The sequence below is a fragment of the Enterococcus sp. CSURQ0835 genome (genome assembly GCF_902706605.1).
In the GTDB taxonomy this organism is placed as follows: Bacteria; Bacillota; Bacilli; order Lactobacillales; family Enterococcaceae; genus Enterococcus_A.
Genome location: NZ_CACSLH010000002.1, coordinates 24,414 through 48,309, shown reverse-complemented (window position 1 = coordinate 48,309; position 23,896 = coordinate 24,414). Strand labels below are relative to the sequence as shown.

General features: G+C 39.9%; 25 protein-coding genes. 1 reads left to right on the top strand and 24 read right to left on the bottom strand.

Features of this window, described 5'->3' with window-relative positions:
* Nucleotides 1–4: 4 nt before the first annotated feature.
* The 16 genes from GVJ38_RS01590 to GVJ38_RS01515 form a co-directional block, all read right to left on the bottom strand.
* On the bottom strand, nucleotides 5–337 hold the full coding sequence (locus GVJ38_RS01590; protein ID WP_159721417.1) for a PTS sugar transporter subunit IIB: 333 nt from the start codon (nucleotides 335–337) through the stop codon (nucleotides 5–7).
* A gap of 67 nt (nucleotides 338–404) precedes the next feature.
* Nucleotides 405–731 (bottom strand): PTS lactose/cellobiose transporter subunit IIA, encoded by a 327-nt coding sequence (locus GVJ38_RS01585; protein ID WP_159721416.1) that lies wholly within the window; start codon nucleotides 729–731, stop codon nucleotides 405–407.
* A 5-nt stretch (nucleotides 732–736) separates the two neighbouring features.
* Nucleotides 737–2,656, bottom strand: a complete 1,920-nt coding sequence (locus GVJ38_RS01580; RefSeq protein ID WP_159721415.1) for a BglG family transcription antiterminator — start codon at nucleotides 2,654–2,656, stop codon at nucleotides 737–739.
* A gap of 297 nt (nucleotides 2,657–2,953) precedes the next feature.
* Nucleotides 2,954–4,261 carry a 2-hydroxycarboxylate transporter family protein gene (locus tag GVJ38_RS01575; protein WP_159721414.1) on the bottom strand — a complete coding sequence of 436 codons (1,308 nt, stop codon included), beginning with the start codon at nucleotides 4,259–4,261 and terminating at the stop codon, nucleotides 2,954–2,956.
* 145 nt (nucleotides 4,262–4,406) lie between these two features.
* Nucleotides 4,407–6,056, bottom strand: coding sequence for a malolactic enzyme (locus GVJ38_RS01570; RefSeq protein ID WP_159721413.1), 1,650 nt, complete (start codon nucleotides 6,054–6,056; stop codon nucleotides 4,407–4,409).
* Nucleotides 6,057–6,385: 329 nt separating this feature from the next.
* Complete coding sequence (locus GVJ38_RS01565; protein WP_159721412.1) at nucleotides 6,386–7,351, bottom strand: sugar-binding transcriptional regulator; 966 nt, start codon at nucleotides 7,349–7,351, stop codon at nucleotides 6,386–6,388.
* A gap of 60 nt (nucleotides 7,352–7,411) precedes the next feature.
* Nucleotides 7,412–7,765, bottom strand: coding sequence for a PTS glucitol/sorbitol transporter subunit IIA (locus GVJ38_RS01560; protein ID WP_159721411.1), 354 nt, complete (start codon nucleotides 7,763–7,765; stop codon nucleotides 7,412–7,414).
* Between the two features lie 12 nt (nucleotides 7,766–7,777).
* A complete protein-coding gene (gene srlE / locus GVJ38_RS01555; protein ID WP_159721410.1) occupies nucleotides 7,778–8,839 on the bottom strand; it encodes a PTS glucitol/sorbitol transporter subunit IIB in 1,062 nt (353 codons plus the stop codon).
* A 12-nt stretch (nucleotides 8,840–8,851) separates the two neighbouring features.
* Entirely contained in the window at nucleotides 8,852–9,394 is a 543-nt protein-coding gene (gene srlA / locus GVJ38_RS01550) for a PTS glucitol/sorbitol transporter subunit IIC (RefSeq protein WP_159721409.1), read from the bottom strand.
* Between the two features lie 18 nt (nucleotides 9,395–9,412).
* A complete protein-coding gene (locus tag GVJ38_RS01545) occupies nucleotides 9,413–9,796 on the bottom strand; it encodes a transcriptional regulator GutM (protein WP_159721408.1) in 384 nt (127 codons plus the stop codon).
* A 51-nt stretch (nucleotides 9,797–9,847) separates the two neighbouring features.
* Nucleotides 9,848–11,098, bottom strand: a complete 1,251-nt coding sequence (locus GVJ38_RS01540) for an NAD(P)H-dependent oxidoreductase (RefSeq protein ID WP_159721407.1) — start codon at nucleotides 11,096–11,098, stop codon at nucleotides 9,848–9,850.
* A gap of 173 nt (nucleotides 11,099–11,271) precedes the next feature.
* The gene (locus GVJ38_RS01535; RefSeq protein WP_159721406.1) at nucleotides 11,272–11,799 is read right to left on the bottom strand and encodes a YjbQ family protein; all 528 of its coding nucleotides are present in this window, start codon (nucleotides 11,797–11,799) and stop codon (nucleotides 11,272–11,274) included.
* Nucleotides 11,800–11,803: 4 nt separating this feature from the next.
* On the bottom strand, nucleotides 11,804–12,487 hold the full coding sequence (locus tag GVJ38_RS01530) for a triose-phosphate isomerase (protein WP_159721405.1): 684 nt from the start codon (nucleotides 12,485–12,487) through the stop codon (nucleotides 11,804–11,806).
* A gap of 11 nt (nucleotides 12,488–12,498) precedes the next feature.
* Nucleotides 12,499–13,176 (bottom strand): fructose-6-phosphate aldolase, encoded by a 678-nt coding sequence (locus GVJ38_RS01525; protein ID WP_159721404.1) that lies wholly within the window; start codon nucleotides 13,174–13,176, stop codon nucleotides 12,499–12,501.
* A 1-nt stretch (nucleotide 13,177) separates the two neighbouring features.
* Nucleotides 13,178–14,233: a galactitol-1-phosphate 5-dehydrogenase gene (locus tag GVJ38_RS01520; protein ID WP_159721403.1), complete on the bottom strand. Its 1,056-nt coding sequence runs from the start codon at nucleotides 14,231–14,233 to the stop codon at nucleotides 13,178–13,180.
* Between the two features lie 70 nt (nucleotides 14,234–14,303).
* The gene (locus GVJ38_RS01515; RefSeq protein ID WP_159721402.1) at nucleotides 14,304–15,104 is read right to left on the bottom strand and encodes an SDR family oxidoreductase; all 801 of its coding nucleotides are present in this window, start codon (nucleotides 15,102–15,104) and stop codon (nucleotides 14,304–14,306) included.
* 167 nt (nucleotides 15,105–15,271) lie between these two features.
* Here GVJ38_RS01515 and GVJ38_RS01510 point away from each other — a divergent pair, with 167 nt between their 5' ends.
* Complete coding sequence (locus tag GVJ38_RS01510; RefSeq protein ID WP_159721401.1) at nucleotides 15,272–16,237, top strand: sugar-binding transcriptional regulator; 966 nt, start codon at nucleotides 15,272–15,274, stop codon at nucleotides 16,235–16,237.
* Between the two features lie 44 nt (nucleotides 16,238–16,281).
* Here the strand turns inward: GVJ38_RS01510 and GVJ38_RS01505 are convergent, their stop codons facing one another.
* From GVJ38_RS01505 to srlA (GVJ38_RS01470), 8 genes are all read right to left on the bottom strand, one after another.
* Nucleotides 16,282–17,343 (bottom strand): zinc-binding dehydrogenase, encoded by a 1,062-nt coding sequence (locus GVJ38_RS01505; protein ID WP_159721400.1) that lies wholly within the window; start codon nucleotides 17,341–17,343, stop codon nucleotides 16,282–16,284.
* Nucleotides 17,344–17,366: 23 nt separating this feature from the next.
* Nucleotides 17,367–18,635 (bottom strand): PTS galactitol transporter subunit IIC, encoded by a 1,269-nt coding sequence (locus GVJ38_RS01500; protein ID WP_159721399.1) that lies wholly within the window; start codon nucleotides 18,633–18,635, stop codon nucleotides 17,367–17,369.
* 32 nt (nucleotides 18,636–18,667) lie between these two features.
* A complete protein-coding gene (locus GVJ38_RS01495) occupies nucleotides 18,668–18,961 on the bottom strand; it encodes a PTS sugar transporter subunit IIB (RefSeq protein ID WP_159721398.1) in 294 nt (97 codons plus the stop codon).
* 27 nt (nucleotides 18,962–18,988) lie between these two features.
* Nucleotides 18,989–19,474 carry a PTS sugar transporter subunit IIA gene (locus GVJ38_RS01490; protein ID WP_159721397.1) on the bottom strand — a complete coding sequence of 162 codons (486 nt, stop codon included), beginning with the start codon at nucleotides 19,472–19,474 and terminating at the stop codon, nucleotides 18,989–18,991.
* A gap of 5 nt (nucleotides 19,475–19,479) precedes the next feature.
* A complete protein-coding gene (locus GVJ38_RS01485) occupies nucleotides 19,480–21,546 on the bottom strand; it encodes a BglG family transcription antiterminator (protein ID WP_159721396.1) in 2,067 nt (688 codons plus the stop codon).
* Between the two features lie 391 nt (nucleotides 21,547–21,937).
* The gene (locus GVJ38_RS01480; protein ID WP_159721395.1) at nucleotides 21,938–22,294 is read right to left on the bottom strand and encodes a PTS glucitol/sorbitol transporter subunit IIA; all 357 of its coding nucleotides are present in this window, start codon (nucleotides 22,292–22,294) and stop codon (nucleotides 21,938–21,940) included.
* Nucleotides 22,295–22,315: 21 nt separating this feature from the next.
* Nucleotides 22,316–23,320: a PTS glucitol/sorbitol transporter subunit IIB gene (srlE, locus tag GVJ38_RS01475; RefSeq protein WP_159721394.1), complete on the bottom strand. Its 1,005-nt coding sequence runs from the start codon at nucleotides 23,318–23,320 to the stop codon at nucleotides 22,316–22,318.
* Between the two features lie 14 nt (nucleotides 23,321–23,334).
* Entirely contained in the window at nucleotides 23,335–23,895 is a 561-nt protein-coding gene (srlA, locus tag GVJ38_RS01470; RefSeq protein ID WP_159721393.1) for a PTS glucitol/sorbitol transporter subunit IIC, read from the bottom strand.
* Nucleotide 23,896: the final 1 nt, after the last annotated feature.

The window sequence follows — 23,896 nt, the reverse complement described above, 5'->3', positions numbered from 1 at the left end:
ACTTTTAGACCGTTTGTAAACTTTTACGATAAGCTAAGATAGCTTGTTTCATTACGGTTGCACCATCCATCGAACCATAGATATCAGAGGTCAATAAAACGGTGGGTTTATGCAAACGATCAGCAGTTTCTTTGATAAAGTCATATTTATGACTCAATTGCGGACCGACTAAGATCACATCATAATCACTGACATAACGATCCAATTTATCTACACCAATGGCTTCCATTGGGTAATCTTGTTCGGCTAACTTTTCCGATTGCTTGACTACTTTTTTCATTGCTTCCATCATCATCGTCGTCGAAAATCCTCCGGCACATACTAATAACGTTTTCATTTTGTTACGCTCCATTCCGAGGACCTTTATTCGGCCCTCTGTTTATTTTTTTAATGTACATGATTAATTAGATGGCATTTGAAACAAGGCGTTGTTCTTGTAACATCTCGATCATCTCTTCGATCAAATCTCGAGCTAAAATACTACCCATCAAATGATCTTGAGCATGGACCATTAATAATGAAGTCTCCACGCCTTCTCCATTGATTTCTTTTGTGATCAACGATGTTTGAATCTCGTGAGCGGCGATACTGCGTTCTTTAGCTTCCCCCATCTTTTCTTTAGCTGCTGAAAATTTTCCCGCTCTAGCTAATCGCAACGCTTCAAAAGCTAAGCCCCGGCTGTCACCAGAAGCAGAAATGATTTGGAAAATATTTTGTTCTTGTTCAGTCATTTTAGTTACCCTCTTTCAATAAGTTTTTTAATATAATATAAAAATTGATTGAATTCTTTGATCGTTGCCAACTGTTCAGCCAGCTGTGGATCTTCCATCAATTGGATCATTAACCGGCTGATTTCTTTATGTAATACTAGATGGCGGTTACTGATATTAATCAAAAAAATCAATTTGACTGGTTTCCCATTAAATTGACAGCCATCATGACATAAAATCAAATCGATGCACTCTCTTTTGGCCTTTGACTCCATTGGATGGGGTCCTGCAACTCCTTTGTGATAAATCGTATCTACAAGTTGTTCTCGTTCTAGTACTAGTTCGCTATAGCCTTGAGCTGCCCAACCAGTTTGTTCTAACTGTTCGCCGTGTTTCTTCAGCAAGCTAAGGTAGTCAGTCTCCTGCGTTACGTGGAAATGCTCTGCTGAAAACAACGTTAGGATTTGTTGCGTCAGCTTTTGTTCCTGACTTGTATCATCTTGAATCAACAATAGGTCTTGTTGAATCTGGTATAATTCTTTTTCAGTCAGTAAAGCATGGGTCTGGATCACTGGGATAGCCACAAAATCCCACTCCAACGGAACAGTCGTAATGACCAAATCATACGAATCATCGATTTGCTGAACCTCGGCTAACGCAAAGGTGTTCACTTTAGCATTAGCAAAGATCTGTTCCAACTTGATCTTTGCAAAGTAAGAAGCTCCGCCACCAGTCGCGCAGATCACTGCGATTTTTTGATAATGATCTTTAGCTTTTTGCAATTGTTGTTCTAAACTGGCTGCAAAGTAAATTGCTAAATAGCCAGCTTCATCTTTACTAAGGGTCAATTTAGCTTCACTGCGAATCGCTTCAATGAATTCAAAAGCAATATTAAAGACATTGGCGTAGCGCGTATACACATCATCAATAATCGGATTTTCCAATTGTCTTCCGACGTATAATCGCTGTAAAAGTGGTGCTACATGCAACGTTAGTGCATCAATCAACTCTTGATCCGCTAAAAAAGCAGTTTGATATTTGTGATCGATCTGCGTTAAAGCTTGTTCAACTGCTTTGGTCAACTCTCTATGTTGCTGCACATCATTCAAGGTAACGATTTTGCCAAATAATTGTCGGCTCAGATACAACTGCTCATCTTCTGTCAACTGGGCTTGTTCATGCTCTGCGATATAAACTGCGATATCAGCGGCCAATTGCGTGTAATCTGTTTGGATCGTCGGTAGATCCAGTTGCTCTTTAAGCAAATTATGCTGCTTGATACGAAACACTAATAAAAAAATATGCTGGACTAAATTATCTAAAACTAAGTCATTGACCCGAATCTGTAAGTCGGCTACGCGTTTGATTAGAAACGCTTTCAATTTTTGCGTGTCAAATCGTTCACTAAAAACTTGATATTCCGGTGTAAAGACCGGCCGTGCCAAATTTTTTCGTAACAGCTGGATAATGAACAACCGCTTTGCTTCTTCTGATCCACTGACTCGGAATCCATAGTGCGCTTTTGACGTCAATTTCAAATTCATGCCAATAAAATCCTGTTTCACTTCAACTAAGTCACTTTTAACCGTTGAAAGACTAACATTTAATGTTTCGGCAATTTGATTCAACGTCATGTACTCATTAGCAAACAACAACAATAATTCGATATTCAGCTTGCGCTCTTGCGGATCCCTGATTCCTTCAGCCAAATTTTTTTCCACCTGACTAAAATACTGCTCAAACTGTACTTCATTACTGATAGCTAGCCGATAACCTTTACCACGAACATTTATTATTTGAAAACAAGCTTGTTTTCCCAAAGCATTGATTGCTTTTAAATCATTCGCAATCGTTCGTTTCGAAACGCCAAAAGTCTGCGCTAGTTCAGCTAGAGGCTGAGGAGACGGATTATTCTTTAAAAAATGAACAATTTTTTCCTCTCTCATAATGTCTTCCTCCTTGGTTCTTATCATAGAATGTTTTAATCTTTTTGAAAACGCTATCTTTTGCAAATTGAAAATGCAATCAATAACGGATATGAAAAGTTCATTCTCACTATATGTTTTTCCAACTCGAGAATTATACTGTAATAAAACTGATTTTGATAGTTAATTAAAATAATTAAATAGAAATATAGGGATTAAAAAAAACAAATATTATCAATCAAAATAGTAGAAAATAAAAAAGCGTCTCACAATTTGACTTGTGAAACGCTCATAAACTTATTTAGCTGAAGTTTTTAATTACGAAAACAACTGTATCAAGAATCCTGAGATGATCAGTACTAACGCACCGCCTAGCCGGTTACCCATCTGCGCAAAAGCAATCAGGCCCATGCGATCTGAAGCTGACAGAACTGCAACATTTCCAGTTCCGCCCATTGAGTTGTTACAAAATCCTGCCGCAATCGCCGCTTCGATTGGATAAAGGCCAAATAATTTCCCGACAAAGCCAGCTACAAGTGAAATCGTTAAGACACTAGTCAAACATAAGACAACGAATTGCCAAGTGAAGGCATTTGCCAAGACATTCAAGTTCAACAACGCGATCCCGATACCGGCAAGGACTGCCGCCGTCAAATTTTTCACGATCAATTGATTAAACATCGTCGCCGCATTTTCATAGTACTTCGGTAATAAATTACCAACTTTACAAATGAAAACGAAAATGATGATGAACGCATACGCATGAACTTTAGGTACAAAGTAGTTTCCGATTTGTCCTAATAAGAAAAATGTGATCGCAACGAGTAAACCGACGCCTAGTTGTTGAATGTCAGGTTTGACCTCGGTCGTTTCAACATCACCTAGATCACCTTTCGCCATCATTTTTCCTTCACCGTTAAGTTTAGGCACAGACTTCCCAAGCCGAGAGACTAAAGCAGCACCAATGATTGCTAATACATTGGTCATGGCAGTAGCTGGGATCAAACGCGAGATGATTTGAGAGGCATCCCCATGTAAGGCATGCGCATAAATCGAAGATAGTGGGACTGCGCCGGCACCAACTCCACCGGCCATCGCTGGCATCGAAATGTATAGAACCGAATTACCAAAGCCATTGCCGATTAAAGCGCCAACTAATCCAACTGCGAAAAATGATGCCACCATCGAGATCAACGCAACTGGAATAAAACGAACGGACGCTTTAATCAAGAGATCTCGATTCATACCTAAAATAGAACCGGCGATCAAAGCAGCGATATAAAAATCAAGAAAACCCATACCGCCAACAAAATTCTTGGTTGATTCAACTACTTCATGCGGCAAAATACCAAATGTTGCCAGTGCGGCTGAAGCAAAAATCGCAAATACCGAGCCGCCACCTAAATAGTCTTTGATGATGGGAAGGCGATTGCCGATAAAGTGAAATAAATTACCTAGGATAACTAAAACCGCGATTGGGCCCATCATTGAAGTAGGTAATTTTCCTAACGCCATCACGACGATCAAAACGACGACCATGATCAAATAAAGCGGTAATGAAATATTGCTGATTTTAGTTTCCCAGAACCAGCCTGTTCTTTTATTTGATTTTACATTCTGTTCCATTATATTTTTATTCTTTCCTTTCTCCTCTACGACCAAAACAAAAGTTGAGCATCAAGCCGCTAACGCTACGGTAGTTCCGCAACTGACTAGAGCTTGATGCTGTTCTTCTGATCGTTTGAGTTTCTTTAATTAAATAAGTGAAAAATTAAACTTGGTTTGCATTTTCGTCACCGTAAACGGGATACCATTTTGCTTGTTCCACCGCTTCTTTGACCGAACCGATCGTTTCCCGGTTCAAACCTTGTTTCACAACAGAAGCAGCTACTGTTTCAGCGATCGTTTGTGAGAATTCATTGATTTTTGAAACAGGAGGTAAAATCGATGCACCTGGTTTAGTGACATCCACGATTCCGCCTAGCGCATGGCTAGCATCTGAAATCGTTTGGCCAGTGACCCGAGTTGCAGTTGATGCAATCAGGCCTAGGCCTAAACCTGGGTACATCAACGCATTGTTTGCTTGGCCGATTTGATACGTGACACCGTTGTATTCCACATCATCAGCCGGGATACCTGTTCCGATCAAGGCTTTACCATCCGTCCATTTGATTAAATCAGCAGCAGTTGCTTCCGCTAATTTTGTTGGGTTAGATAAAGGCATGATGATTGGACGAGCAGTATGAGCTGCGATTTCTTTGACGATTTCTTCTGTAAATGCACCAGGTTGAGTCGACGTTCCGATCATGATCGTTGGATGGATCGCTTTAACTACAGCTTCCAAGTTCGTTAGTTCTTCTGCATTTGCAAATTCACTGCGTTTTCTGACAAATGGTTTTTGACCGGGTGTCAAATCTGCTGTGTCTTCAAACAAGAGACCTTGTTTATCAACTTGATAGAAATGGGTGCGGGCTTCTGCTTCGGGAATTCCAGAACGCACCATTTCATCTAATAAGATATTGGCGATTCCGACACCGGCAGTTCCGGCACCATAAGTTAAGATCGTTTGGTCTTTTAATTCTTCTTGAGAAATGTTCAAGCCGCCTAAAACACCAGCCAAAACTACGATCCCCGTTCCTTGGATATCATCGTTGAAAGTCGTGATCTTATCTTGATAACGCTCTAAGATATGAGCAGCATTTCCACGACCAAAGTCTTCCCAATGCAATAATAATTCAGGAAATAACGTCGTTGAAACATTCACGAATTTTTCGATGAAGGCATCGTATTGTTCACCATAGATCCGTTCATGACGATTGCCTAAGTATAATGGATTGTCGATCAAGGTTTGGTTGTTGGTCCCAGCATCGATTGAAACGGGTAAAACTTGGTTAGGGTTGATCCCTGCAGCAGCGGTATAAACCATCAATTTACCGATTGCGATATCGACACCATTAACGCCCCAGTCCCCCATACCTAAGATTCCTTCAGCATCTGTGACTACGATCAAACGAATGTCACGACCATCCGCAGCATTTTTTAACGCTACTTCAATAGAATCAGGATCATCGATTGATAAAAAGGCAGCATCTTGCGGTTTCAAAAATAATTCATTGTATTGCTCGATGGAATCAGCCACCACTGGATCATACACGATCGGCATGAATTCAACTAAATGTTGCCCCATCAATTTGTAGAATAGTGTCCGGTTTGTGTTGAAGACGTTCATTAGGAAAATACGTTTTTCTAAATCAGATGGTTTGCTTAAATATTGACCATAAGCTTGAACTGCTTGTTGTTCTAATGTTTGAACCGTTGCGGGTAACATCCCAGTCAAGCCGTATTTTTCTCTTTCTTCTTTTGTAAAAGCCGTTCCTTTATTTAGAAACGGATTATTTAACAAGTTAGCACCTTTTAACATGGATTATTTCCTCCTCAGATTTGATTACGAGAGCTAGTATAGAAGGCGGATGTTATTATAGTCAAAGGGGCGGGTTTTGATAATAAATTCTTATATGACAAGACGTCAAAGAAGCCGAACTTCAAAATTAGAGTTTTAGTCTAATTTGAAGTTCGGCACAATTGTAGAATTTTGAATCACATGATCGTAGTAGTAAAAGGTAAAACACTCGATCAGATTTTTTAGCATGATGATATAACGACTCTCTTAAATTTTCTCATTGTGAAAAAAGGATGCCGCAAATCAACTTAGTCTAGCTAAATAAAACTCATTCATAAAAGCTAATCTTATCAATCCTCGTCTTCTTCTTTTAACCGACCAAGTAAGTATTCGGCCAAAGTATCCGTAACAGTGATAATATTAAGTAAGTCAGCTTTTAGCGCAGTATACAAAACATTTTGCTTATCTTCTTCAAAACAAATTGCTGCGACTTTTTCAATTTTTTTCAAATCTGCCAGATTGATCCCCATCACATATTGATTGATTTGACACTCTGACTCATTTCCCTGTTCGTCAAAAAATCGTGAGTTGATGTCGCCTACGACTTGCGCTGACTTGAGTTGTGCTACATCTTCCGTATTAATATAACCGATTTGCAACATCGTATTATTTTTGCTGAAAGGTGATGCAAGTCCAACTAAAGCAAGATCAACCTTGCGACCAGCTCCTAAGACGGCTTTGATCGCTTCATTTTCTAATAAATAAGACTTAATTGCCTGGTTGTCAACTAATGCTGGGACATATAAATATTTACATTTTGCTCGTAACTTCCGGGCAAGATCATAAGCTAATTGGTTCGAATGAATATCTACATACTCTGAGCCCATCCCACCGATCAAGGGAATGATCGTCGTCTCAGGATCGTTTTGATAGGGATATTCATCAATGAAACGGCGTAACATCTTTCCCCAAGACAAACCGATTGTATGAGCTTTAGCAATATCCTTGCGAAGTGCTTGAATCGCCGTTTGAACAATCAAGCGTTCAATTTCATTTTCTCGAAGATTATTAGTATCTAAGACGACTGCTTTATGTAATCCAAATTTTTTTTCGAGTTCAATTTCTAACTCAATGGAATACGCACTCTCACTGCGAATATAAATATCAACAATTCCTTGATTTCGGGCATCAATCAAATACTTTGAAACTAACGAACGCGAAATCCCTAAATGTTTTGCGATTTCTGATTGTTTCATATCTTCTTTATAATACATCGTCGCAACTTTTACTAAGTCACGGTCCCCACTATTTGCCATAATCTTTTCCCCTAAACTAGAAAACACCGCAGTTACTTTGGCGGTGTTTTCAAAATAGATTTACATAAATTCAATCTCTGCCCCAACTTCCAACTGAGGAAATTTTCCCGGGCTAGCAATGATCGCTCCCGGCAATACTTCACCAACTTCATTTCTAAAATAAATTGAAATATGCCCTAACTCATCAAAATTCGCATTGGCTTGTGAGCCGACTTCTTCAATCGTAAAAACATCATCACCAAATTTGATCTTCCCCCCAGCTTTCAGGACTCCATTGGGCTGAGACGCTACTTCATGAATCACTGAGATATCTCGTAATTCCGGTGTTGCTTTAGGTCCAAATAAAATCACTAATTGTTCTTCTTCAAAAGCTGGCACCATTGAGCCGATCTCGACGATTTTTGTTTTAAACATCTTTTCTCCTCCTTAATACATTCCAAAACTAAATACCCACGCGATAATAACCGCCGCAAACCCAGTAAACATTCGGCTGTAAAGAATCGCTGGCACCCCAACTTGAACCGTTTCAGGTTTGGCTTCTCCTAATGATAGCCCCACTGGGATAAAGTCGCAACCAACATGAGCATTAATCGCAAATAGCGCTGGCAACGCATATTGAACTGGAATTGAGCCGTTCGCGATTTGAGTTCCGATCAAGACACCAATTACTTGAGAAATAACAGCACCGGGTCCTAAAATTGGTGACAAGACTGGAATACTACAAACCAATGCTAACACAATCATCCCTGGCAGTGAACCTGCAAGTGGTGATAAGACTTTTGCGATCCAATCACCAATTCCAGTATAGTTGATAATCCCGATCATCATACTAATAAATGCCATAAACGGAATAATATTTTTCAATAACATATCAACTGCATCCCGACCTGATTGATAGAAAACACCCATCACACCGCCAATTCCACGAGAGAATCGAACTAGAAAGCCATCTTTTTTCGCATTTTCTTTTGCATGTACTTCTTTTGCTTTGGCGTACTTCGTCTCAAATTCTTCGTCATTTGGTTCGGCTTGCTTTGTAATGATTTTTTCAGTCGCGGCAATCGATTCTGCTTCACTTTTGATTCTTTGATTGATTCCTGCAGTTTCTCTATCCGCAATATTCTCTTTTAAGACAATATTTTCCGGCTTAACGCCTGAAACGAAAATATCTTCGGTAATGTGTTTAGCTAAAGGTCCTGATGGTGACGAAGGTAAGATATCAACGGTTGGAATTCGTTTCATCGGATACACGCCGATACGGGCTGTTCCTCCACAATCAATTACCGCACACAACATTTCATCTTCTGGGATTTGATTTTTGAAACCATCCCAAGCTTCGACTCCGGCTAAGTCAGCAATTTGTTGCGCGACTGGATGGATGCCTCCTCCTGTTACAGAAACGACTTTATTTCTTTTATCAGTTGGAGTTAAAGTTAATCCGATGCCCCAACCGCTACTTCCCGGCTCAACAAAGACTGTTTTATACATGTCTCATCCTCCTTAAGATTCCGCGACTTGCGCTTTTTTGGCTTCTTTCGCGATTAAAAACTTCGTCAATTTTTCAGTGACGATCCCTCGCATCAAAATGACAATCACACCCACTAAAAAATAGCGAACAGCTAAGCTTGATTGACTATGACCAGCTTTCATCACGCCATTGGCAATTCCGAGATAAACAAATAATTCTCCCGCATTTGCATAAGGAAATAACCCCGTCACTGGATGTAAAAAAGAAACGACTGAATCATAAAAGGCCGGCTTTTCCTCTTCACGAACAAATTTTCCAAATGTATAAGCCATCGGATTTGTTAACATCAACACTGATAAAATTGGCATCACAGAATAGCGTAAAAGTAAATATTTTGAACAATAGCGAATTGCTCGATCTACCCGTTCTTCACCAATAAAAGCAATCACAGAATACGTGAAGGTCAATAAGACGATCAGTAGTGGCACGATTCCAGTCATAAAGCTCATAAATTGTTTACCGCCTGCTTCAAAAAGACCAATAAAGTTTTTACCTAGCCACTCAATGTATTTCATAAATAAACTCCTTTCAAATTAAGAGGTTGCTTGCAGCTTTCGGGAATAAATTTTATTTAACAAAGTTTCCGCTTGAGTCAAACGAACTTGTTCTATTTCTCTTTGATGAATCTCAGCTAATGATCTTCCATTAAAATCTTTCAGCTGTCTAAATTTAGCAAAAATCGTAAAGCCACGACACAGATAACAAGTAATAATTTTTCCTTTTTCATCTAACACAACTGCAATCACGGTCTTCATTAAAAATCCTTTTGAAACATCGGTATAAAATTCATAATTCGATCGTCCCTTATATGCTTCCGTGACTTGTTGAATAAATCTTTGGTAATACTTTACTTGTAACATACTTGCCAAACTTTGCAGTGCCATGAATGCTAAGACCACAATCAAAACTGAATTCATATGAACCCCATTTCTAAAACAGATAGAGCCATAGCTCTATCTGTTTTACTTTTATTCCACAAATGTCTGATCTTGTAATTTCCGCAGACGATAAACGGTAGTTGATTCATCTAGTTCAATATCATCCAACGTTAGGAAAGAACCATCTTTAATATCACGTTTTGCAACTGAAGAACCGCCAACCAAACCGATTGGAACATTATTGTTTTTCACCATATCAGCATGTGTTTCTAATACACCGCGGACACAATAGCCACCGATACCATCGATCTTTTCACCTTTTTTGATATCCTTTTTAGCAACAGCAACTGTTTCAGAAATTGGAGCCCCTAATGGAACGATCGCATGATCATGATTTAAGACTGCTTTCGCAATCGTTAATGGCGTTTCTAAACTTGCTAAGTGGAATGGCCGGTATAGGATATGATGATCCCGATCACCTTTTTTCATTAAGTAGCTTAATTCGTGGGCCACACCATCATTTTGACCTTTGACGATTACGAATACCCCTGGAGCGAGCCCATCTACATATTCAACTACACCAAAATTATCTAAAATTCCGCCATTTTCTTTCGTATTTAAATCAGTAATCACAGAATCCAGATCTCCTTTGATTCCGTGCATACCAACTTTATCTGGTACAAAACCAATTGCATTAGATAACAAATTCATCTCAGCCATCGTCTTCGTACCATCTTGGAAAGCCGCTAGCATATGACTCGACATTTTTTTTGCATCCGCTTCTGCTTGAGCAGTATCTGGATTTGCCCCAATTTTTAATTTGTTATTTTTCCCTTTACCAGCGACTAAAACTTCCATTCCCATCGTTTTCGCAAATTCGAATAGCTCAGTTGTAACGGCAGGCTCATCACCATCTGATCCTGTGTAAACTAAACCAGCAGAATCATATAATTTTTTCATCAAAGGACCAATTGTGATATCGACTTCGACATTTAATAAAACTAAATGCTTTTTAGCTAGTAAAGTCTCAAACGAGATTTGAGCACCTACTTCAGGAACACCAGTCGCATCAACGATCACTTCAACTCGATCGGAATGAATGATCTCTTTAAAATCAGCACTAGTCAAAATGTCAACTTTCTTGTTAGCGCTTGCATTATAAGCATCAGCTGCTCGTTGTGCTGCTGCTGGATTAATATCGCTGATTCCAGTTACAGCCATTCCTGGAATCGTTGAGATCTGAGCGATCATCCCAAACCCCATCTGACCTGCACCGATCACCCCAACTTTGATAAGTTCGTTATTTTCTTCTCTTTCCAAAAGCTGTCCATATAACGTCATGATTCTTCCTCCTAGTTTTTGTCATATGACAATTTATTTGTCATTTGTTAATTACGAGTTTAGTATAACACGGACCTTATTTTGTCAACGCTTTCTTTTCTGGTTTTTTAAATAAAAATAGCAAGTGAGTATTCTCACTTGCTTGAGTCCTCCTTGCTATTTGAAACTACTCCTCACTCACCTCGTTCACCCATTAGCATTAAATTACAGGTTCGTTGACGTTTTCGATTTTGATCCCAATCAATATAATACAAAGAGCCAACTGAGCCAATCAATGGTTTGCCCGCTTTTATGATCACAAATTCACTTGAACCAAACAAAGATGCTTTGATATGCGCATCTGCATTCAAAATCGTAGCGGGATCAGCTGGATAATCGGGATTAGCTGCAGCTAGTTCCTGCAAAAACTGAACATGCTTAGGACCGGGATACAAATAATCAGATTCTGTCAATTGACGAGGAATCATTTTTTCTAATAACCGATTTTGATCGACTTGCAAAAATTCATCCCCGTTCCAGTCCTGGTCATGGACGAATTCTTCTAATACGATTGAACAAGTGGTGTGCGGCGTAGTGATCACACAAAAACCATCATCGATCCCAGAAGTTTTAATAGCTTCAGTGACTTTTTCGGTAATATTATGATACGTTACACGCCGGCCATTTGACTCAACGAAAAATTGCGTGTGTACTACTTTCATCTGCTCACTCCTCACTAGCTTCTACTAAAGCGGCGACCATTTCGCGTAACATTTGGGCTGGATCAGACGCTTTAGTAATCCCACTCGTACAACCAGTTCCATCTGCACCTAATTGGATCGTTCGATAAACATCAGTTGGACTACTGATACCAGCTGCCTGCATGATTAAAATTTTTGGATCGATCAACCGAATTACTTGTTGTGTTTGTTTGATGTACTGTTGACCGCTCGTCTTTCCAGTTCCAATCAATTCAGTTGGCTCACATAAGATGATGTCTGGTGCTAAATTAGCAATCATTTGCGCTTCTTTGATCGAATCAGCACACACGATCGTCAAAATTCCTAACGCTTTAGCTCGCTTGACTGCTGCGACTAAAGCCGTGATTGTTAACGGATGTTCCGCATGATTTAAAAAAACTGCTCGAGCACCGGCTGCATAAAGTGATTCTGGTAAAATTTTTCCCATTCCACGACCTGGTAAGATCCCATCAACATGCTGAGCTGTCACGATGATTTTTTTCGTTTGAGCAGCAATCGTTGCCATTTCAGCAACTGGAACAGTCATAAAGATTGAATGCTGTGGATATTTTTGCGCCAAATCATCCGCTACCAATGCTAAATCCAATAATTTTGCTCCATAGAGATAAGACTTAGGATTAAAGACAAAAAAAGGATTTTCGCGCTTCATAAGCTACCTCCTCAATAAAGTTCTTCTCTTTGATAAAGTTCTAACCAGTCAGCCGTAAAACGATCTACTGCTTGATCAACCACTGCCAGATCCAAAGCAGTTGCTAAAATAGCCGGCGCACAGGTCACCGCATCAGCACCATTTTCAATCGATTCAGTGATTTGTGCCACATTTTTTATGCTAGAGGCCATGATTTTGGTCGCCAAATGATTGGTTTGAACAAACTGTTTACTCGCTTGGATAATTGCAAATGGATCGACACCGACATTTTCTGAACGATTGGAATAAACCGCGATGTAATCTGCTTTTGATTGTAAAGCTAAAAACGCTTGCATTTTAGTATAGACGGCCGTCGCAGTTAGATGACAACTGGGATTTTCATGTTTTAAATAGTTGATCGCCTGCAATCCCGCTTTAGTCGTTGGGATCTTGATGTAAACTGCCGGATCGATCTTTTCCCAAACTGTCTGCGCATCTTTGATCAGACCTTCCGCATCGCGAGCGACCGCTTGCACATGTAAGGTTCGAGAGGTCCCAAGCACTGCTCGAATCTTTTTCATGTGCTCGATAAAAGCGACTTTTCCTTCGCGCTTGATGATACTTGGAGTTGAGGTCAAACCAGCAACTGGAATGATCGTTAAATAGTTGTTGAGTTCCGTTAAGTTGATCGTATCTAATAAAAATTCCATTTTAAACTTCCTTCTTTTGGGGATAAAGCATGACTTTGTTGTAGGATTCGGTTTTATTGACTGTTAGATCAAAAGCTTGCTGGATCTGATCTAATCCAAACCGATGGGAGATCAACGGTTTCAATTTTATTTTTCCTTGTTCAATAAAAGCGATGGCATTACGCCATTCATTACCTGGAAATGGCGCAGAATAAGAATTCCAAAAACCTTGGATCGTATATTCCCGCCGAAAAATATTTTCAAAAGCTTGTTGATGGAGCAAAATATCGGCATAAGCAATCCCTAAATAACCGAGTTTTCCTCCTTTTCGCAAAACCAGTAATGCTTCTTCTTCAGTTAGCGGCGAGCCGGCACATTCTAAGACTAGATCAGCACCTAATTGATCAGTCAAAGCTAAAACTCGTTGCTCTAACGGTTCGCTTTGCGGATTGATCGTTTCGGTAACACCAAACTTTTTCGCAACTGCAAGTTTGGCTGGATCAATGTCGATCCCGATAATTTTTTTGACTCCGGCTAATTGAAGCCATTGGAGGACTAAGATCCCGATCGTTCCTAGACCGAAAATAACCACCGTATCACCTAGTTGGGGATCAAGTCCCATTACTGCATGAGCCGCCACTGCTAATGGTTCGATCATGGCTGCTTCTTCAAAACTGATCTTCGGACTGATTTTGAGCACATTCGTTGCTGGAACGACTGCAAATTGTTCAAATCCACCGTAACGTTGTGAGCCGATCATTTGGTAGTGTTCACATAATTGAAATTTGCCGGCTTTGCAGTACACACACTGATTACAAGGCATAAAGGGAACTACAACTACGCGATCACCGATCTGACTTTGGGTAACTTTAGTACCGACTGCTGTGATCACACCGGAAAATTCATGTCCCATCACCATTGGAAATCCATACTTCCAGCCACTTTGCATTTTATGAATATCTGAACCACAAATTCCGGCTGCTTCTACTTTGACTAACACTTCATTTGCTTTGAGACTCGGCTGCTCTAATTCTGCGATTTCAAAGTGATTCAAATGCGTTAACAAAGCTGCTTTCATTTTTGGACCCTTCCTTTCTTATGACAAATAAATTTTTAGCTAGTTGCGTTAGAAACCTTCAACGTGAATTTTAGCCCCGCGATTTTCCACCCGCGATATTAGTGATCACACCGGTTAAATAGCTCGCTTGATCAGACAAGTAAAAGGCTACTACAGCTGCGACTTCACTTAATTTTCCAGCGCGTCTCAATGGGATGCTCGTCGCTTGCTGATAACCGGCGCGTAAATCAGCCACACTCTCATCACGAATAAATGCTAGTGCTTCTTCATAGTCGTGTGAACGTAGCTTAGTTTCTTCCATGATCCCAGGTGCCACACCTAAAACACGAATATTGTACTTTCCTAATTCTTTAGCCCATGTACATGTCATACTGTTGATCGCACCTTTTGTTCCCACGTAAAATCCTTGTCCGATCGAACCTTCTCGTGCACTTTCAGTCGACATATTGAGAATCACACCGGCTTGTTGTAAGACCATTTTTCGCGCAACTGCTTGACTCATCAAAAAAACACTTTTTTGATTTACCGCCACTGTCTGATCAAACAGTTCTTCTGTCAGTTCATACTTCCCAGTTCCATCCGGATTCACCAGCATCCCTGGCAAGGCGATACCGGCATTATTGACTAACCCATCGATTCGTTTAAATTTTTTCCAGACTTGCTCCACACTTGCTTCAACTTGTTGTTTATTTGCGACATTGGTTTGAAAAAAATAATAATTAGGATTCGTATCCATTTCAGCGGGGGTCAAATCAAAATTTACTACGATTGCTTGTTGTGCTAATAGTTCAGCGATGATCCTTTTACCGATCCCTGAAGAACCACCTGTTACAATCATGACTTTGTCGTTCAACTCTAACCATGTAGTCATCTGCTTTCGCCACCTTCTCTTTCTACCTTCATTATAAGAAATCAGCACATTTTTACTGCTAGCTTTTTAAGCCTCTCTATACAAACGCTTACAAGTCAACTAAAATAAGATTACAAAGATTATCTTTAGCACATTTGTGCAGATCGGCAAATGAAGGAGTTTTTAACATGTACAAAGATGAATTACTTTCTAAAATTGCCTACTTATACTATCTCGAAAATAAAACGCAAGCTGAGATCGCAAACGAATTAGGAATTTATCGCACTAGTATCAGTCGGCTATTGAAACAAGCTCGGCAACAAGGCATCGTAAAGATCGAGATTTCTGATTTCGATCCTGCAATTATGGCATTAGAACGGAAATTGAAACAACTTTTTCCCCTCAAAGAAGTTCAAGTCACCGCAATCGATCCTTTGCTTTCGAGTTCGCAAAAAGATCAAAGGTTAGCCGAGTCAGCCGCTAGCTTTTTAAAGTATCATTTCAAAAGCGGGCAAACGATTGGACTATCGTGGGGTTCAACGCTTGGTTTGACGATCGCAGCGTTAGAACCTAAAAAGTTGAACCATGTCCAAGTCGTTCCTCTCGTTGGTGGGCCGGGATACATCGATACCCAATTTCACGTGAACACTTTAGTCTATGAATTGAGTAAAAAATTAAACGGGACAGGTACGTTTATCAATGCCAGCATCATCGAAGAAAGCCCACAAACTAAAGAGGCGATCTTGCAATCAAAATACTTCCTTCCTTTACATCAAGCTTGGCAACAGATCGATCTAGCTTTTGTAACTGTCGGCGGCGGCTTGACTGAAAAAAGTCAGTGGCGTGATTTATTGACCGTAAAAGACGTTGAAGAGTTGAAATTACGAGAAGCCGTCGGTGAATGTTGCGGGCGTTTTTATGATCGTACGGGTAAAGTGTTGAACAGTCCAGTCAATGAGCGAACGATCGGATTGACACTAGCTGAACTAGCTAAAATCCCGACTACGGTTGCCATCGTACGTTCAAAACAAAAAGTGCACTCCCTCTTGCCATTACTAAACAGCGGAACTTTCAATACATTATTAACCGATCAAGAAACAGCAACAGAGCTAATAAAAAGAGCTGAACAAACGCGTTCAGCTCATAAAATCTGACCTAAAAAACGTGGTCACCATTTACTGGCGACCACGTTTTGATTTTAAAATTCACCTGGGTTTGATTCCAACATAACTTTGATCTCGTTACCTTCCATTACTTTTTCAAAGGCAGTCCGCCAATCATCTAGGACGAATTTCTTCGTGATCATTTTATCGATGTTGATCGCACCTTTGTCTAGTAAATGGATCGCAATTGGCCAATCGTAAGGGTTTTGAGAACGACTACCCACATATTGGATCTCGCGTTGGATAATGGATTCCGTATCTAATTCCACCATCTTTTTAGCAAATAGACCAACTTGAACGAAACGACCCCGTTTTCTCATTAATGGCAAGCTAGCATTGATGGCAGAAACAGCACCAGAAGCATCATAGACTTTATCGACGCCATAACCATCCGTTGCTTCATTAACGACTTTCGCTAAATCTTCTTTTTGTGTATCGACTACGATATCAGCACCAAGTTCTTTTGCTAAAGCTAAACGTTTTGCATCTTTACTGATCCCAGTCATGATGACAAATGAACCGATATCTTTTGCAATTTGTAATAAGAACAAGCCAATTGGTCCAGGTCCCATGATAATGATCTTGTCTTTCAATTCCAAATGACTCTTTTGATACATCGCATGGACACCACAAGCCAAAGGTTCAGTCATAGCAGCTCCTTCATAGCTCAATGTATCAGGTAAGATATGAACGCTTTCTTCGCGAGCTAAAACATATTTTGCCATACTACCATTTTGTTGTGTCCCGATTCCTTTACGGTAAGGGCATAAGTTGTATTGGCCTTGTTTACAATAATCACATTTGCCACAGACATAAAATGTCGTTTCACTTGTAACCCGATCACCAACTTTGACTTTCGTTACTTGATCGCCGACTTTGACAACTTCTCCTGAAAACTCATGACCTAAAACGACTGGCGTTGTTGGGTTTTTGTATTCCCCTTTAAACGTATGGATATCTGATCCACAAATCCCAGTAAATGCTACTTTGATCAAAATCTTATCTTCAGTTGGTTCTGGAACCTCGAAATCTACATATTCCATCTTATCGTAACCAGGTTCAGTTTTACATACGCCTTTAATTGTCATTCCACTCATTTTAAATATGCCTCCATTTTATTTTAAAATACTGAAGCCATCAATTGAGATAGTTTCAAGAAAATCCAGTTTAAGAAGTTACCACCAGTATCTAAGTTACTGATCTCAGCGGCACCTTTAGGGAATTTCACGATCCCATGGGCCATTTGAGTCAATACTGGTGCGAAATCAGTTGCCATCAATAATGCTAAAGCGATTACAATCGTTAATGAAATAACCGAATGTAAGATATTCCCTTTACGGCTAGGAACAACTAATGCCGCAAAGAATGGAATCGTTGCTAAGTCACCGAATGGTAAGACCCGGTTGCCTGGTAAAACAACGGCTAAGAACAATGTGATTGGTACCATCAAAAGACCAGTTGCTAAAGCGGCTGGTGACCCAGTTGCTAAAGCGGCATCCATCCCTAGATAGATTTCACGATCGCCATAACGTTTTTGCAAGACTTTTTGAGCACTTTCTTGGATTGGGATCAGACCTTCCATCAAGATCTTCACCATTCGTGGCATTAAGAACATGACACCACCCATGGTCATCCCGATTTTCAAGATGTTAGGGAAATCATAGCCACCTAGCAATCCTAGGAACGCCCCAATAATAATCCCCATGATCATAGGTTCACCGAAAACACCAAACCGTTTTTGAATCGTTTCTGGTTTGACATCTAGTTTGTTGATGCCAGGAATCTTATCAACGACCCAACCGATCGGTAATGCTAACAGTGCATAACCTTGAGCCGAACCAGTGGTAAGACTGATCCCCTCTAAGCCATAATACTCTTGAACTTTCGGGGCGGTTTTATCTGCGATGACCTGAACGATAACCGTGTAAACGACCCCACAGACGATCCCAAAAATAAAGCTTTTCGTTACGATATAACCTGCTGCTGCTGCTGCACTCATATGCCAGTAGTTCCAAATATCAATATTTAACGTTTTCGTCCAATTCATAGCTAGCATGATCAAGTTGACGATCAAAATAATCGGAATCATCACCGCTGCGATCGGTTGTGCCCATGTACCTGCGGCCACTGCTGGCCAGCCGGCATCAATGATCGTTAAATTCAAACCAAACCGTTTAACCATCGCTTGGGCGGCCGGTCCAACACTGGTCGTCAATAAATTGATAACTAAGTTGATCCCGATCATCCCGATCCCAACTGTGATCCCTGAGATCAATGCTTTTTTAACTGGTACTCGGAAAATGATCCCCACGATAAAGATGATGATTGGCAACATAACACTAGCGCCAACATTCAAAATGCCTTGAACGATATTCATCAATGCATCCATTGATTTTCCCTCCTCAAATTACCTCTTTGATCTTATTCCCCTACTTGTTTTGCAGTGTCTAAGATCTCCTTTTCGATTTTGTCTGTTCCGATCCCGGTTAAAAAGGCCATCGCTTTGATTGCTGGGATTTTGTATTCTTGAGGCAACATGGTAGTTGAAATCAACATGTCTGCGCTATCTTGTTTTGCAGCGGCTTCAGCGATTTTGATTTGAATAAGGTCAGCAGGGACATTATTTTGCTTAAACAACTCTTCCACTTTTTTCATTACAACAGTTGAAGTTGCGATCCCGGCACCACAGGCGACTAAAACTTTGATTTTTTTCATGATAATTCTCTCCTTTAATAGTTGTTTTTATAGGTCATTTTTTTTGAAAATCTCGATTACTTCTTGCGGTGTTGAAGCTAGTAACAATTCTGATAAAAGGCTTTCATTCTGTAGAACACCCATCAATGATTGCAACATCGCCAATTGTGCATGGGGTTGGTTCAACCCTAAAACAAATTCGATATCTGACTCAACAACTTGTTCACTGTCATCCATCCGTTTGAAAGGGATCTTATTGCCGTTTGTAATGACTGCCACAAATTCATCTAACACACATTCAGCATCTGTATGTGGGATCGCAGCGCCGAGATTCACTAATTGGATCCCCGTTGGAAATGTTGCTTCTCGCGCTTTGATCCGCTCTAGAAAATCATCGGTTACCCAGCCGAGTGATTTTGCTTCGTTGTACACTTGCTCAAATAATTCCCCACTCGTTTTAAAGTCAGCTTGTACAAAAACAAGCGGTTCTTTGATATAATCACTCAACTTTGTTTCTTTTACTTCATCTTCCATCTTATTTACCTCCAATAATCCTGATTAAAACTCAGCAAAACGCTGCGCACTTCTTCAATACTTTGAGCAGCTTCTAAAACGGCTAATTTCTCTGAGCCAGCCAAACTCATCAACTCAAAAATCAAATCGATATGTTCTTCCTTATCGTTGGATGCTAACAACACCACGGTATGAATCATTTTATTATCTTCTAGTGGGATTCCTTTTTTAAAGATCCCTAAACTGATTCCCACTCCGGTCGCACCGGCTTCTGGCACGGTATGCGGTAAGACGATTTTTTCTCGCAACACACTATAAACCGGAATCTCAGGCATTTCTTGTTTCAATGTTTTGACGTAATCTGGTGTGATGACATGTTGTTTTTCTAACGGTTCGCCTAACTTATCTAAAGCAGTCAACCAATCCACTTGATCTTCAAAAATTTGGATCGTTTCTTGATCTAATAAGTCAATCAGATGAGGCCGTTGTTTTAAGATCTTAGACTCTTTAGGTGTAAACAAGCTCAAGATCTCCGAGTAAAGCCGATCTTCATCTTTGATCGTGGCATATTTTTTGACCGTTGCCATGATCTTTTCCGGTGAAACCGTTTCTTGATAGATCAAAGCCGTTGACCGCAAAACGCGTTCACGCAATTCTCGTTTTTCTTGTTCCGACAAGAAATTACTGACGATAAATAATTTTTTAGCTGTCTTTAACGGAACGACTGAAAAAACAAAATCAACATCATAATCGGTTCGATCAAAATCACGTTTTGACATCAAAGCGACAAAATCAATCTCTGGTAACAAATTACGCAACGTATTTTCTAGTAAAACTGCGATCGAGATGCCGTTGGGACAAACCACCACGGCTGTCTTTCGATTTTCTGGATGAACGATCTCGGTACTTTCAACGATGTGACTCCCAATAAACAATGAGATAAAGAACAGTTCAGCATCTGGGATCGGCTCACCAAAGAAATCTTCTAACGGCTGGCTCGCTTCTTTGACTAAATACAACATGGAAAATAAATTAGCATCTTTATTTTCTTGGTAATATTTCGTTTGCAAGTTTAAATGATACTTGATCCGATAATATGCTGGACGCATGTGGACTAATAGACGTTCCAACAGCTTTTCTTTATTTTCTAACTTCACGCCCGCGATCTTTTCGAAATTTTGAATGACGCCTTCTAACGCTTCTTTCATTTTGTTGATTTCCTTTGCCGAAAGGATATCGCCTTTTGATAAGTTCGTCGTCAGCAGCAAGAGCGTCAAATAAACTCGTTCGTTCTCGCTGATGCCATCGACATCCCAAATGACACGTTCGGCTGCGAAATATTCTTCGGTATCGGCTAACTCGCGGTAATTGATTTTAAAACTATACGAGATCAGTCGTCCTTTTTGAGCTCGCCGAATCAACAAAATGATCAAAAGTGGTAAGACTTTCAAACGTTCATCGGTAAATTGGACATTCAGATCTTTTTCTACCATCTCAACTCGTTGACGATACGTCTCAACAGCTTGCTGATCGATCTTTGCAAACTGAATAATGAATTGGATCCCATCGTAAATCTCAGCCAAATTATTTAACGTATCGGATAATAAACGCCGTTTGTTCCATTCATCACCATCAATAAAATAGCCGTGCTTTCGCGTATACTTCAAGGTCAATTCGTAATGCGCCAACTCACTGCCTAAATCTTTTAGATCTCGTAAAACAGTGTTCCGGCTAACTTGCAGACTGTCGATAAAGTGATTCAAAGAAAGATATTCTTCTTTACTCAACAAGATCAACTCCAGCAAGTAGATCCGCTCTTTACTGGAAAAAACATAATCTTTCGTTTCTTCCGTGGGTTGTTCTTCACCACCTTTAAAATTCATTAAAGTTTCATTTGGAATGATAAAATGACCTTGCTTCGTCCGCTTGATACCATTTAGGTTTTCCAACTGTAATGAATCGTTGATTTTTTTGATGGCGTAATTCAATTGCCCGCGACTCAATTGGAACTTCTCACATAAAACTTTACTCGGTATTTGTGGATTATTTAACAGCTCAACAAAGATTTGATTTGTCCGTTCTTCTAAGTTCATTTCAATTCATCCTATTCCCTTTCACAAACATAGCTTACACCTAAAACGCTTACACTACTATTCATTTTGTTCCCAAATTATTCACTACTCTTTATGCAACATGGTACTCTAGATTCATTAGCATAGCCAAATAATCGAACTGACAAATTAAAAACCTTTATCTTATCGCAACTATTGTACTTAAGTCTCAATTACACAAAAACCGTTTTATGCAACGTGATACTTTTATCGTTTTGTTTTTAATCAGAAACATTCATTATTTTTACACTTTCCAGTTATTGTCAGTCACTAAAAAACAGACATTTCTTTTTTTGTTTCACAAATTGACCAAACAAAAAAACGAAACGACTAAGGAATTCCTTAATCGTTTCGTTTTTTAGCTAAACTTGCTTTACCCAATCGACACTTGCGTTCCGATTTTGATCGTAGGCAGTGTTTTATCTTCCACATAGATCGTTCCGGGTAGTTCTGCTTCAGTCGCGCCATTGAAGCGCAACGAGATATGGCCTAGATCATCCAGATTTTTTTTGGCCACATTCCCGACTGCGGTGATTCGGTAGCTTGTGTCATCAAAGTATATCAGCATTCCCGGTGTGATCGCCCCAGTGGACGGGCGCAGTTCAATATTGTAACAATAATCAGCTAAAGTCGCCGGTGCATTCTCTCCAAATAAAATCAGCATATTTTCTGATTTGAACATTTCGGCTTCAGGTCCGATGTTGATTACTTTCGTTTTAAAAATCATCATTAACTCCTCCAATAAAAAAGCTTAACTATATAAACCAAAACTTGCTAACCATGCCACAATCACCCGTGGAACCCCATTTAAAAATCTCGAATATAAAACCGATGGCACCCCAACTTCTACCGTTTCAGCTTCTGCTTCTTCTAACCCTAAACCAACGGGAATGAAGTCACAAGCATTTTGAGTATTGATCGCAAATAAAGCCGGTAGAGCTAAATGCGGTGGGATATTGCCTTTTCCGATTTCAACACCAATCAAGGTCCCTAAGATCTGACTGATAACCGCCCCCGGTCCTAGTAAGGGTGACAAGAAAGGTAATGAACAAATAAAACCAATGATCACTAGACCGACGATATTTCCGGCTAATGGTTTCATCAAATTAGCAAAAACTTTCCCGATTCCAGAGCCTTGAATGATCCCGATCAAAAGTGAAACAAACGCCATGAAAGGAATGACCGTATTGATCATCGTTTGGACTCCATCGCGAGCAGATTGGTTAAAAGTTGCCACGACTTTGCCGGCACCCATCCCGATTTTAGCGATAAAACTTTGTTGTTCAGCTCGTTGTTCGGTGATTTTCTTATCCGTTGAATATTTAGGTTGCTTTTCGGTTTTTGTTTCGGGAACGGTACCCGCTGCCGATTGACTGCTATGACTGTCTGCGGTGGTAATTTGATTGACTCCGACTGCTGAAACATAAATATTTTCAGTAATATATTGTGCTAGCGGTCCACTTTTCCCAGTTGGTACGATATTGATTGTCGGAATATTTTTTTTAGGATAGATCCCGCAACGCAATGTTCCACCACAATCAATCACAGCAAGTGCGATTTCGTCATCTGGAATCGATGTTTTAAAACCATTGACTGCTTCCATACCAGTTAAATCACTGATCTTATCGACGATCGCCGGTTTTTCACCACCACCAGTCACATAGATGAATTTGTGTTTTTGATCCGTCGGTGTAATTTTTAAAGGCCCACCAAAGCCACCTGAACCTTTGACGACATTGATACTTTTGTAAGCCATGATTTATTTCCTCCTTATTGTTCAGTTGCGACTTCGGTGACGTTTTTACTCAATGTGATTCCTTGTTGCTTGCAAACAAATGCTGTAGTAAAATCAGTGACCCACCCACCGATGAAGTTCATGATCAACCCAACTAACAAATAACGAACAGCTAGTTCCATCGAATTTAATCCTAACTTTTGGATCCCTTGTGCGATTCCCATCCAAACGAATAGTTCACCTGGATTGATATGAGGGAAAACACCATTACTCGTGTGACAAAATTGAGCTTGAGCAGCATAATAACTTGGTTTGTAATATTCAGGCAAAAAGCGCGCCATCGTAAACGACATTGGATTTCCCAACATAAAAGCGGATACAAAAGGTAAAATCAAATAACGAGTTAAGACATTTTTAGAAGATGCCTTAGCAATCGTTGTCACGCGTTCTTCTCCTAAAAATGCGACTAATGTATTCATGGCGACCATCAACATTAAAACTAGTGGAACAATACTGGTCATCCAACCAATAAACGTCGTGGCCCCAGTCTGAAAAAGCTTCATGAAGCCTTCTGCAAATTTTGTAACATATTCCATG

Excerpts from the sequence above, each read along its gene's own strand:
- GVJ38_RS01520 (WP_159721403.1), bottom strand. The coding sequence starts at position 14,233 with ATGAAAGCAGCTTTGTTAACGCATTTGAATCACTTTGAAATCGCAGAA.
- GVJ38_RS01575 (WP_159721414.1), bottom strand. The coding sequence starts at position 4,261 with ATGGAACAGAATGTAAAATCAAATAAAAGAACAGGCTGGTTCTGGGAA.
- srlE (WP_159721394.1), bottom strand. The coding sequence starts at position 23,320 with ATGGCTTACAAAAGTATCAATGTCGTCAAAGGTTCAGGTGGCTTTGGT.
- GVJ38_RS01560 (WP_159721411.1), bottom strand. The coding sequence starts at position 7,765 with ATGTTTAAAACAAAAATCGTCGAGATCGGCTCAATGGTGCCAGCTTTT.
- GVJ38_RS01495 (WP_159721398.1), bottom strand. The coding sequence starts at position 18,961 with ATGAAAAAAATCAAAGTTTTAGTCGCCTGTGGTGCCGGGATCGCAACT.
- srlA (WP_159721409.1), bottom strand. The coding sequence starts at position 9,394 with ATGAAATACATTGAGTGGCTAGGTAAAAACTTTATTGGTCTTTTTGAA.
- GVJ38_RS01545 (WP_159721408.1), bottom strand. The coding sequence starts at position 9,796 with ATGAATTCAGTTTTGATTGTGGTCTTAGCATTCATGGCACTGCAAAGT.
- GVJ38_RS01525 (WP_159721404.1), bottom strand. The coding sequence starts at position 13,176 with ATGGAATTTTTATTAGATACGATCAACTTAACGGAACTCAACAACTAT.
- GVJ38_RS01580 (WP_159721415.1), bottom strand. The coding sequence starts at position 2,656 with ATGAGAGAGGAAAAAATTGTTCATTTTTTAAAGAATAATCCGTCTCCT.
- GVJ38_RS01530 (WP_159721405.1), bottom strand. The coding sequence starts at position 12,487 with ATGAAGCGCGAAAATCCTTTTTTTGTCTTTAATCCTAAGTCTTATCTC.
- GVJ38_RS01585 (WP_159721416.1), bottom strand. The coding sequence starts at position 731 with ATGACTGAACAAGAACAAAATATTTTCCAAATCATTTCTGCTTCTGGT.
- srlE (WP_159721410.1), bottom strand. The coding sequence starts at position 8,839 with ATGTATAAAACAGTCTTTGTTGAGCCGGGAAGTAGCGGTTGGGGCATC.
- GVJ38_RS01570 (WP_159721413.1), bottom strand. The coding sequence starts at position 6,056 with ATGTTAAAAGGTGCTAACTTGTTAAATAATCCGTTTCTAAATAAAGGA.
- GVJ38_RS01490 (WP_159721397.1), bottom strand. The coding sequence starts at position 19,474 with ATGGAAGATGAAGTAAAAGAAACAAAGTTGAGTGATTATATCAAAGAA.
- srlA (WP_159721393.1), bottom strand. The coding sequence starts at position 23,895 with ATGGAATATGTTACAAAATTTGCAGAAGGCTTCATGAAGCTTTTTCAG.
- GVJ38_RS01500 (WP_159721399.1), bottom strand. The coding sequence starts at position 18,635 with ATGGATGCATTGATGAATATCGTTCAAGGCATTTTGAATGTTGGCGCT.
- GVJ38_RS01505 (WP_159721400.1), bottom strand. The coding sequence starts at position 17,343 with ATGAGTGGAATGACAATTAAAGGCGTATGTAAAACTGAACCTGGTTAC.
- GVJ38_RS01485 (WP_159721396.1), bottom strand. The coding sequence starts at position 21,546 with ATGAACTTAGAAGAACGGACAAATCAAATCTTTGTTGAGCTGTTAAAT.
- GVJ38_RS01515 (WP_159721402.1), bottom strand. The coding sequence starts at position 15,104 with ATGACTACATGGTTAGAGTTGAACGACAAAGTCATGATTGTAACAGGT.
- GVJ38_RS01480 (WP_159721395.1), bottom strand. The coding sequence starts at position 22,294 with ATGATGATTTTTAAAACGAAAGTAATCAACATCGGACCTGAAGCCGAA.
- GVJ38_RS01565 (WP_159721412.1), bottom strand. The coding sequence starts at position 7,351 with ATGGCAAATAGTGGGGACCGTGACTTAGTAAAAGTTGCGACGATGTAT.
- GVJ38_RS01540 (WP_159721407.1), bottom strand. The coding sequence starts at position 11,098 with ATGACGTTATATGGACAGCTTTTGGAAAGAGAAGAAAATAACGAACTT.
- GVJ38_RS01535 (WP_159721406.1), bottom strand. The coding sequence starts at position 11,799 with ATGAAAGTAGTACACACGCAATTTTTCGTTGAGTCAAATGGCCGGCGT.
- GVJ38_RS01590 (WP_159721417.1), bottom strand. The coding sequence starts at position 337 with ATGAAAACGTTATTAGTATGTGCCGGAGGATTTTCGACGACGATGATG.
- GVJ38_RS01510 (WP_159721401.1), top strand. The coding sequence starts at position 15,272 with ATGTACAAAGATGAATTACTTTCTAAAATTGCCTACTTATACTATCTC.